Annotated in this window: 2 protein-coding genes; both read left to right on the forward strand. The window is 48.9% G+C overall.

Annotated features, from left to right (window positions below; all coding sequences use genetic code 11):
- Window positions 1-572 precede the first annotated feature (572 nt).
- Entirely contained in the window at window positions 573-5,696 is a 5,124-nt protein-coding gene (locus tag WAO84_RS16850) for a hypothetical protein (protein ID WP_340067296.1), read from the forward strand.
- Window positions 5,697-5,708: 12 nt separating this feature from the next.
- Window positions 5,709-12,450: fibronectin type III domain-containing protein (locus tag WAO84_RS16855; RefSeq protein ID WP_340067298.1), on the forward strand; the 6,742-nt coding region annotated here is incomplete at its 3' end.

The following is a 12,450-nucleotide window of genomic DNA, read 5'->3' on the forward strand; positions in this document are numbered from 1 at the left end:
TTGATTCTTCTGAATATGTCATAAATAAGTCAATTTTGTGTCAACTTATTTCAGGACGGGACACAGAAATAAAAAAAAGGAGCGCATTTAGCGCTCCTTTTTTTTAACAGGATCTCTTTTGTGTGTATCGTATATACTTGGTATGCAGAAAATAAGTATCCTATTCTTTTTCAAGGCTTTTCCTTATACGAATACTAAGAATAAAAAATCTACTTTTTAGTACTAAAAAAAAGTTAATATGTAAGATACTGAAAGTGAGAAAAATACATAGAAAAAAGAAGTTTGTTTTTATAGAAAGTACAGTGTATATGACAAATGTCATAAAACAAAACAGATTTTTAACATAAGTTTAAACCATAAAACAGTAAAGCAGGTAGTGTTTTTCCATCCTTTACACTTGTTTTTGTAAATTAAAATTCATATTCGTCATGAAAGCTTTTTCTCTCTCAATTTTAAATATACTTTCTATAGTACCTTTTTTACAGTATAACAGTAGAATACTAATCTTATAAATAAATAGGGTTATCACGATATGTAAATGTAAAGAATTATAAAAATCTCATTAATTAAATATGAAAGAAAACATGTTTTTTGCAAAAACAAAAACTGGTCTGGTTGCACTTTTGCTCTTTTTCTTTAAGCTGTCCTTTTCACAGATAAATGTTAAATATCAGGAGCCTAAATCTCCAGAAGTATATGCAATTGAAAAGTATGGAAACATACCAGTTTCAAAATATACAGGTGTGCCAAATATCTCTATTCCCTTATTCAATATCAATCATGGAGATATTCAAGTGCCTTTGAATCTTTCTTATCATTCCAATGGTATTCGTGTAAGCGAAGAATCTAGCTGGGTCGGGCTGGGATGGAATATTAATATGGGAATGATTTCGCAATCCACCAGAGGATGGAATGATCTTTTGGTTGATGTCAAAGTACCGGATTATTACAATGAATACCGTCCTGAGTATATTGTACAACCGCAACCTGAGTCTTATTACTCAGAACCTATAGGAGCAGATAAAGGAAATGACAGAATACAATTTCCTTCCGCAAACCCATTTAATCATTTAAATGAATATTACGCGGCCAGAGTAAGGACCGAAGGAGGGTTTCACGGAAAAACAGGGGTCTATTATCCACATAATGGAACCCTTTTTAGTTATAATCAGGTTTTGACCATGTCAAGAGGGTCTAATATAGATATAGAGGTAGATTTGTTTACTGCTTCTTTTTTTGGTCACTCTCTCAAGTTCTTTATTAATCCCAAACATGGCAATATTGAAGTTCTTAACAAGAGAAATTATAAAATAACAGTTAATGATATTGGTAATAATTCATTTAACTGGGTAATAACTGCTCCTGACGGAATGAAGTATTATTTTGAAGAAGAATTACGTGAGCTGCCGCTTACGAACCCCTATGCTGCTTTAACCTCAAACACCTTTGAGCAAAATGATACCGGTTATAATCCATTTGTCAATATTGTTCAGAATGAAAGTCTTTTCAATGACAATTTCAAATATGCCAGTAGAAACTGGAAAATCACTAAAATTGAAGATACCCGTGGCCATACTATTCACTTTACCTATCAAAAACTTCAGAGTATTCAAAAAACTTCAGGGCATTCGGGCCATTTAGATATTATTAATGTCGTAGATACTAACCATTTCCAACACACTAATTATACAATACCAATACCTCCTAACTTTGTAGGTCCCGATAATACTTCTCATATTAATGGAACTCTTTGGCTTCTGGGGCATATTGCAGATACAGGAAAGCATATTCGTGCTACCAGGTATAAATCAGATTTGATCGAAGAAAGATCTGTCTTAAAAGAAATAACCTATGAGGGCACTAAACTATCTTTTCTAACTTCTGATCGGGTAGATTTACCTTATGCTCGCCGGTTGGATAATCTTGTTATTTCACACAAACAAGACACTATTCATGACTTAAAATTTGAATATGATTATTTTGAGACCGAATCCCAAGGGGCAGATCATCTTTCCAAGAGATTACGTCTTCATACATTGGTTATAGATCATAAAGATTATAACTTTTACTACAACTCCGTAAAACTACCTCTTAAAAATTCTCTGTCCAGAGATTATTGGGGGTATTATAATGGGTTACACAATGAGTCGATGTTTTACAATCCATTTCGTTTTTACAAAAATGAAAATTTTATACCTGCCTGGGCACTAAGTATGAAGCAGGATATAGAAGGTAGAGTCAATAAATCTGCTCATCCCGATAATGCAAAGGCAGGGATGTTAGAAATGATAAAGCATCCAACAGGAGGAACAACAAAGTTTTTTTATGAGCTTAATGAATTTGATAATTATCTGTTTCCTAATTACGGTAATCAAGGTAGAGATATGACAAAAAAGTTCAGGCTTTTTGATGTTAATAATGCAGACAATATCCCTGATCAAATGATTGCTATACAAACATTAAGCGGCACGAATAATTTAATGGGTGCTACCAGAGTTTTACAATATGTTGCGTCTTGTTCTTATAATGCTTCCTGGTTGAAAGTGGTAAAAGTACCTGAAAACAGAAAGTTTAGTTATCTAAACAGTGATGAAGGAAAGAGACTTTTTTGGGAAACCTATGAAACTTCCGGGATTCCGGGAGCGGAGTTAACCTATCAGAAAGTTTTATATAACGAAGCCGTAAGCTGGTATGATTTTAACGTGTCTCTGGAGCCTGATGCATTATATGCTGTAGCCGTTAATTATGATGACTCATGTTCGTTTCCTGATACTGTTGGGGGCATAATTGAAGCAAATCTCACACTTCAAGTGTCCAATTCAAACACACAGATCATGAGCAGAGGTTTTGGTTTGCGAATAAAAGAGATAATAGATAGTTCGGGTATAAACGGAGTATACTCAAAAAAGTATTTTTATAGTGGAGGAAAACATTTAGCTCCCTTTAGACCTTATGAAGATGGCGACTCATATTCTTCGCAGTATCTATATCAGGCAAATCAAAACACTTGGTTTGTGGTGCCGTCAACAGGAAGCAAAATAACTTCATTCGCTACAAATATTTATCAAAGTGACCCTCTGTCAAATGGTAACTATGTGGGCTATAGTAGGGTCGAAATGAGCGAAATCGATCTTTCATCTGGTCAAAGTAAAGGCAAGATAATATCATATTTTAGTAATGAACCTGACATAAGTTTGCGTAACAAAATATCCACGGTAGGAGTTATTCGTTCAAGTTACCTGGACCTGTTTGGTAATGCAGTGAGAGGTACCGAACTAGATAACGGGCTTTTATTAAAACAAGAGTCTTTTGACGAAGAAACAACAATTCTAAAAGAAGTAATCAATACTTATAATGTAAAGTCTTATACGCCTTCATTAAGCTATAACGTAAAGCCCATAGCATTTCCTGGTAGGTCAAATTGGTTAGAAACAACTATCCTTTATACACCACTTATATTACGAGTGTTTAATGAGTATTTATTTGTCTATTATCCTCTTATGGGCAGGGAATCGGTACTTAAAAGCACTATAAATAAAAACCATTTTGATAGTGGAATAATTGAAAATAGTGTAGTGTATAATTATGATGCCCTTAACAGATTGGTTAGTGAAACTATCCAAAACCTTTCGGATGGTGGAAGCATGGAAACTTCATATCAATATCCCTCTTTTGGTTCTCCACTTATTTCTGAAAATCGTATAAACGATCCTATTCGGGTAAGAGAAGAAAAAGACGGACAAGTTTTTCTAGATAACAATAAAGAGTATAAAAAATTTCCAGAACTCAATAATCTTACATTATTAGAAAGAGAAATTTTTTGTTCCCGCCTAAACCATCAGGGATATTCTGAGGGACCCTGTAGAAAAGTCTATTATGATAAGTACGATCAAAAAGGTAATATACTTGAATATACAATAGATAATGCAATAAAGGTTTCGATTCTCTGGGGCTATAACGGGCAGTATCCTGTGGCTAAGATAGAGAATGCCACGTATGCTGAGGCTACGGGTCCTTCGGTCAATTTAAACATGGCGCTTTTGGAGGATCCCAGCACTTCGGCTGCGCTTCGCAGTGAGCTGGCCAAGCTTCGCACGGCTTTACCGCAGGCTATGGTCACCACTTATACCTACGATCCTTTAATAGGTATGAGCAGTATGACCGATGCTTCGGGTCTTACGACGTATTATGAATATGACGATCGTAACCGTTTAAAGGCAGTAAAAGACCTAAATGCGCATCTGCAGGCCCAGTATTTTTACCATTATAAGGGAGAGCCGGTAACCCATGCGGGTCTTACTTTGGGGGAGATCACCGGTCCTTCGACGGTTTTTGACAATGAGCAGGGCACCTACCGTATTGAGGTGCTTACCGGTTCGGGCGATTACAGCTACCGTTGGCAGTTTGAACTGGCCAGTGGTCAGCAGTCTATTTCCCTTAGCGGCAATCCGTATCTGGTAAATTTTAATTCCGGTTTTCGGGGTACTAATATCCTGCGCTGTACGGTGACCGATAATGTAACGGGAATTGTACGAGAGGCGATCTATGAAGTAAGCGTATATGCGCCGGTGGCAGTGTCGGGCATTACTGCTTCGAGTTCCTGGGCCCTTACCGGATCGCCGGTTACCTTTAGTGTGAATGCCACCGGGGGGTCTGGTAACTTTACCTATGCCTGGAATTTTACCCGTTCGGGCCAGCCACCGGGTACGGCCACGGGGCCATCGGTAGAACGGGTATTTGATGCTACCTATGTGGGGCCTGTAACGGTTTCCTGTACCATTACCGATGTAGCACTTAACCGCACCATCACCCAGACCATGCCTTTAACGGTTTACAATGCGGTACAGATCAGCAGTATCAGCGGGTCTTCCCAGGTAAATGTTGGCCGTGAGGCAGTGCTTTCAGTTACCGGCAGCGAAGGTTCGGGCAACTATAGTTATACCTGGCAGTTTAGCCCTGCCGTTAGCGGGCAGGAGACCTTTACCTCGGCTACGGCCCGTCCGGTATTTGCTTTGCTGCACCAGGGTACGGTTACGGCTACCTGTACTCTTACCGATGTGGTAACCGGAAGTACTTCAGTCAGTTCACGAGAGCTTACGGTACATCCGGCCTTTTCTGCGGGCAGTATGACCGGGCCGGGTAATGTAGATGTTACTCTGGGGAGAACGACCTTGTTTGATATAATAAACACAACGGGTTCGGGCAGTTACAGTTATAACTGGCGCATTGAACGGGCAGGAGCCCTCCTGCATACGGCTACCACTCCCTCCATGGGAGTATTACTCAATGGCGATTATTATGGTTCGCTTAGCGTAAAATGTACGGTAACCGACCAGAATACGGGTGTTTCGCAAACGATCACCAAAAAGGTTGAGGTAGGCGGGGCCCTTCCGCCCACTCTTCCGGGAGGGATCACGATAGAAGAGATCAGCTTTCCCTTTGGGCGCGCCGAATATATTTTCAGTGTAAATCCGGTATTTCCCGGCGATGGCGGTTTAATACCCAGGTCTATTGAATGGCGGGTAAACGGGGTATTACAGACTAACGCGCCTTTTCAGGTATTTAGCTATAATGTAAACTGCTACCAGTCGGCCAATATTTCGTGTAAAGTGACCGATCTGAGCACCGGGCTTTCTGCTACCTCCACGACCTTTGTAAGTTTTAGTGATCCTGATCGCTGTCCTGCACCTAACTAACCTTCACCTCTCATGAAAAAACACTATATCTACCTCAGTATTTTAAGTATTTTTGGTTTGTTGTTACCGGCCCTAGCCGGCGAGATCCCTTCTGCCGTGCAGACCCCCGGTTACGGCACCTACCGTCTTATCAATGCCGCTACCGACCAGGAGTTGCAACCCCTTAGCGGAGGGGAAACCATCGATCTGTCCGTTAGCGGTCGCCAGCTCAATATAGAAGCCCTGCCCCCTGCGGGTGTGGGCAGTGTGCAGTTCACCTCCCACGGGGGGAGCTATAGCCTTATCCAGTCTGTAGCCCCTTATGCCTACCGGGACGATACCAACGGCGATTTCCATAACTGGGATCCCGGCCCCGGTAGCGTAACCCTTACCGTGACCTATTACAGCGGGGCCGAGGCTACCGGCACCCTTTTGGGTACCGACACGCTTACGGTCACTTTTACCGCAGCCGATACCCAGGCGCCCCAGGCCCCTGCGGTTAGCGGATCGCAGGTAACTTTTACCTCGGTTACCCTGCAATGGAATACTCCTTTTGACGATACGGGGGTTACCGGCTACCGTATCTATAACGGTGACGGTACCCTTCGCACCACCACCGGTACGGTCAATACCCTGGCGGTTACCGGGCTTAGCCCCGGGGTGGCTTATGCATTTTATGTACGGGCCATCGATGCGGCCGGGAATGAGAGCCCGAACAGCAACCCCCTTTTGTTTACCACCCATCTGGAGCTGCTGGCACAGGACAATGCCGCTTCTGCGGCCGATATGAATGCCGTTGGGAGTTTTCTTCCCAGTAACGAAGTAACCCTGCAGAGCGTTCCCGATGCCGTTTCCGGCAGTTATGCCATACGGGCGGTAACCACCCGTGACAGCTACCGGTATCTGTATTACAACCTTACCGCCCAGCCCGGGGAGACCTACCGTTTGCAGTACAGTGCCAGAAAGAGTACCCCCGGCACCGGCCACGGCTGGTATAACTGGGACGGTGTCACCAATTTCAGCAGCAGCGTGGTAAGCGGCAGCACCTGGCAGTCCTACAGCCTTACCTTTACTGCTACGGCCAGTGAGGTAGTGATGAAACTCTACCTGAGCCTTCCCGGGAATGCCGTAGGCGAAGATATGTATCTGGATGGCGTATCGGTAGTCTGTATGAGCTGCGGGGCCCCGGTAACCGAAGATACACAACCCCCGTCGGCCCCCGATACCCTTACGGCCGATACAGTAACCGCTACCGGAGTGACCCTTAGCTGGAATGCCGCTACCGACAATGCCGGAGTGACCGGTTATAAAGTATATCAGGATGGCGTATTGCATGCCACCCTGGGCAATATGACCACTTACAGTGTTCAGGGTCTTACCGGTTCCACCGCTTATAGTTTTACCGTGACCGCTTTAGACGGTGCCGGGAACGAGAGTGCGGCCAGCAGCCCCTTAGCCGTGACCACCGGGCACAGTACCCCCGAGCTCTATACCGAAGCCTCCGCTGCCGGCAATTATCAGGAAGCCGACGGCCCGGGCAGTTGGAGCCATGCCTATTATCTGAGCACCGAGACCGCCAGTGTAGCTGTGGGTTCCCGCGCCCTGAGAATCACCAGAGAGGCAGTAAACACCCAATCCGAGTACACCTTTCCCACCGTAGCAGGAGCCACCTATACCATTAGCGGGCAACTCAGGGCCAATACCCTGAACGAGCAGTATATAAGCATGTTAGATTTTACCGCCAGCAGCGAAGATAGCGGTCGCAGTCCCGGTACTTCCTGGCAACCCTTTACCTATACCGCCGTGGCTGTTGGCAGCACCGCCCGTATCCGTATCGGGGCCAATACCACCGGCGGTGCCGCCGGCGATCACCTTTTGCTGGATGCCCTGTCCATTCGCTGTATGAGCTGTCCTACCGATACCCAGGTACCGGGCGCTCCCGGGGGGCTCACTGCCACCGGGCTCACCGCTACCGGGGCCACCCTTAACTGGAATGCCGCTACCGACAATATCGGGGTGATCGGGTATAGGGTATATCGCAACGGTACCGTGGTAGCCACCCTGGGCAACGTACAGAGTTATACCTTTACCGGGCTCTCTCAAAATACCACCTATACCATGGCAGTGAGCGCGCTGGATGCCTCCGGTAATGAAAGTGCCGCCAGTAGCTCATTGGCCGTGACCACCCTGGCCGGTGCTCCCGGCGGTGCTCCCGAGTTATACACCGAAAGCTCAGCGGCGGCCCTGGAGAACGAGACCGCCGGTACCGGTAGCTGGAGCAATGCCTATGACCTGAGCGTAGAACAGACCGATGTAGGCACCGGCAGTTATGCCTTAAAGATCAGCCGTTCCGGCAACTGGTCCCTTTCCACCTATACCTTTGCCACCACCCCCGGGAAGACCTATACCCTTACCGGGCAGCTTAAGGTCAACAGCGTAAACCAGCAGTATCTCAGCATACTGGGCTTTACCAGTGTACAGACCGATCAGGGGCGCACCCCCACCACCGGCTGGGCACAGTTTACCTATACCGCCCAGGCCATCGGTACCAGTGCCAGTATCCGCATCGGGGCCAGCAACGGGAGCGGTCACCCCGATGATTACCTGCTGCTCGATGCCCTTTCCATCAAAGAAGTCGTAACCCCCTCCGGGCCCTTTGCTACCTATAACCTGATCAACGCTTCCAACAGCAGCGTGCTTGAGGAACTGGCCCTGACCGATACGTTGAACCTGGCCTTTACCGGGCGGCAGCTCAATATACAGGCCATTCCTTCCGCGGCCGTGGGGAGTGTTGTGTTCACCTCTCACGGAGGCACCTATAGCCTTACGGCCGATAGTGCTCCTTATGCTTACCGGGGGCAGGTATCCGGCACCTATAACAGCTGGGATCCCGGAGAAGGCACCCATAGCATTACCGTAGCCTATTACGATGCTCCCGGAGGCATGGGTACCATGTTAGGGAGCGATGTACTGAACCTTCATTTTACTGATGATCCCGATACCCAGGCCCCTTCCATTCCTGTGGCCACCCTGGGGAGTGTGACCCATACTTCAGCCCATATAGAGTGGGCGCCCGCTACCGATAATATAGCCGTTACCGGATATCAGGTATATCTCAACGCAAGCGTGGCCGCCACCTTGGGCAATGTACACTCCCACACCCTTACCGGTCTGAGTGCCAATACCCCTTACAGCGTGTATGTAACCGCTCTGGATGCTTCCGGGAACGAGAGTGGCGGGAGCACCCCTCTGGCCTTTACCACCTCCTTACCTCCCGATACCCAGGCCCCTGTGGCCGGGGTACTGAGTACCGCTTTAGTGACCGACAGTGAAGTTACCTTTACCTGGAGTGCCGCTACCGATAACATACGGGTGACCCAATACCGCCTGTACCGGGCAGACGGCACCCTGGAGGCAAGTTTTCCGCGGGTAACCGCCGCGACCCTTACCGGGCTGAGTGCTGCTACCTCCTACAGTTTTTACCTTACCGCCCTGGATGCCGCCGGGAATGAAAGTACCCCCGGCAATACCGTAAACATCACCACCCTGTCCGCCTATACCCCCACAGAGCTCATGACCCAGGATCATGCTGCCGCCGCTTCCGATACCAATGCTACCGGCGGATGGCTCGCTGCCTGGCATTCTACCCTGAGTGTCACCACCGAAGAAGTACTGGCAGGAAATTATGCCCTGAAAGCCGTTACCAATGCTGCCGGCTACCGCTATGTATATTATACCCTGCCCACCGAGGCCGGAGAGACCTATCGTTTTACCGCCGCTGCCAAACCCGGACAGGGACAGGTACAGAGCTGGAACAACTGGGCCGGGGTTACCGGCGTATCCGGGTACGGCTATTTAAGCAGTGATGCCTGGGAAGAGCGCACCATTGTTTTTACCGCTACCGGCAGTACCGCCACCCTGCGTTTTTACCTGATCACCGATGGTCAGGGGGCCATAGGCGATACCGTATATCTCGATAAGATGTCCGTGATCTGCATCAGTTGCGCACAGACCGATACCCAGGCTCCCGGCATTCCCGTAGTGAGTGCCGGCAGTATTACCCCTACGAGTGCCGTACTGAGCTGGCCCGCCGTGAGTGATGATACCGGGGTGACCGCCTACAACCTGTACCGTGACGGAGTACTGCTGGTAACCCTTACCGGAAGCACCACCAGTTATACCGCCCAGGGGCTCACCCCCGAGACCACCTACACCTTTAGTGTCAATGCCGAAGATGCCGCCGGGAACCGCAGCAGCAACAGCAGTGTAGTAAGCGTGAGTACCCTGGCACTGCCCGACACCCAGGCCCCCGTAGCCGGTGTATTGAGTGCCGGAGCGCCCGGCCCCCGTGCCGTAGAGCTCAACTGGAGCCCTGCTACCGACGATACCGGAGTTACCGGCTACCAGATATACCGGGATGGCGTACTGCTGGCTACCCTGCCGGGGAGTACCACCTCCTATCAGGCTACCGGGCTGGCCGAGCTCACCTCTTACGGATTTACCCTGACCGCCCGGGATGCCGCCGGGAATACCTCCGCCATGAGCAATACCGTAAGTATCACCACTATCGACGGTACCCCGCCCACCACCCCTGCCATTGCTCTGGTAAGTGCCGAGACCACCCGTATTACCATCAGTATCAGCGGGGCCAGTGACAATTCCGGGGCCATCGCCAGTTATGAGATACAGGTAGGTGGGGTTGTACAGGCCTCCATAAGCGGGAGCGCCAGCGCGCATACCTTAAGCGGGCTTACCCCCGAGACCCCTTACAGCATAGCCGTACGGGCCCTGGATGCCGCCGGGAACGCCTCCGCTCTGAGCAATACCCTCAATGTAAGTACCCAGCCTACCGTAGATACCACCCCGCCGGCCCCCCCCATAGTCACCTTACTCCAGAAAGACCACCAGCGTATTACCGTAGGCTGGAGCGGTGCCACCGATGATACCGGAGTGAGCGCCTACCAATTGTTTTTAGACGGGGCCGAAGTGACCCGGTTGCAGGGCGTACAGGCCCAATATACCTTTAGCGGGCTCCGCGCCCAGCAAACCTATACCATTACCATAGTGGCCGAAGATGCCGCCGGCAACCAGAGCGTGGCCAGTGCCCCCTTAAGCACCACCACCCCCACCGCCCCGGCCTTTCAGGAAGTCTCCCTGAGCGATGAGAACTATATATTTACCCGCGCCTTTCAGGAACCCCTGCTCGATAGCGATGCCTTAACCCATAGCGGGCAGCTTATAGAGAACATACAGTATTTTGACGGTTTGGGGCGCCCCATGCAACAGGTAGCCATTAAACAGTCGCCCGACGGACAGGACCTGGTCACCCCCATAGTCTATGATGCCTTTGGGCGGCAGGTACAGGAGTTCTTACCCTATCCTGCCCCGCACGACCAGTACGGAAAATACAATCCCGATCCCATTGCGACCTTAACAGCCTATTATGCAGCCACGTATCCCAATGATCTGGATGCCACCCCCAATGCGTATAGCCAAAAAGAACTGGAGAGCTCACCCCTGAACCGGGTACTTAAACAGGCCGCTCCCGGAAAAGACTGGAAACTCGGCAGCGGGCACGAAATAGGCTTTGCCTATCTGACCAATACCCATGACCCCCTGGTACCCGGTAACCCTGCCAATGACAACGTACGGCTCTTTACCGTAAGTTTTACCGCAGACAATACCGAGGCCCCGCAGCTTACCGGCGAAGGGTATTATAAAAGCGGTACCCTGTATAAGACCGTTACCTATGATGAGAACCACCCCGGTACCACCACCAGGGACCATACCACCGAAGAGTTTACCGATCTGCAGGGGCGGGTCGTACTCAAACGTACCTATGCCGGTGAGCAGGCGCACGATACCTACTACGTATATGACGATTTTGGGAACCTTACCTACGTGCTGCCTCCCAAAGTAACCACAGCCGATGGCGTGAGTACCGCCGAGCGGAACGAGCTTTGTTATCAGTACGTATATGACCAACGCAACCGCCTGGTCGAAAAGAAGATCCCCGGCAAAGGGCGGGAATACATTATATACAATACCCTGGACCGGCCCATCATGACCCAGGACAGCATGCAACGGGTACAAAACCAGTGGCTCTTTACCAAATACGATGCCTTTGGGCGGGTAGTCTATACCGGGTTATATACCTCCCCTGCCGGCACCAGTCGTCAGACCGTTCAGAGCAATGCACATGATACCGCTGCCTATACCGTCTATGAGGGGCGTAGTACCACTGCCCAAACCCTGGGCGGTACCCAGGTATATTACAGTAACACAGCCTTTCCAAACACAGCCGTTACCCAGGTATATAGCGTAAACTATTACGATAGCTATAACGATTTTGACAGGGCCGGCTTTACCCTGCCTACCGAAGTAAAGGGACAGGGGGTAACCGCACAGACCCGGGGGCTGGCCACCGCTACCCGGGTAAAAGTATTGGGGACTACCGGTGACTGGATCACCACCTTAACCGCCTATGATGAGAAACAGCGACCTATATGGACCGGTTCGTACAACAGTTATCTCGATACGCGTGACGAAGTGCGTACCTTACTTGATTTTGCCGGCAGAGTCCAGCAAAGCATAAGTGTACATACCCGCGGGAGTGCAACGCCTGTAGAGGTCATAGAAGACTTTACCTATTACCCCAACGGGCAGTTACATACCCATACCCATAGTACCGGGGGCCGTACCGAACTGCTGGCCGAACATACCTATGATGCCTTAGGGCAGCTTACCCAAAAGAAAACAGGAGGCACTGCGGGCA

The organism is Ascidiimonas aurantiaca (assembly GCF_037646345.1).
GTDB lineage: Bacteria > Bacteroidota > Bacteroidia > Flavobacteriales > Flavobacteriaceae > Ascidiimonas > Ascidiimonas aurantiaca.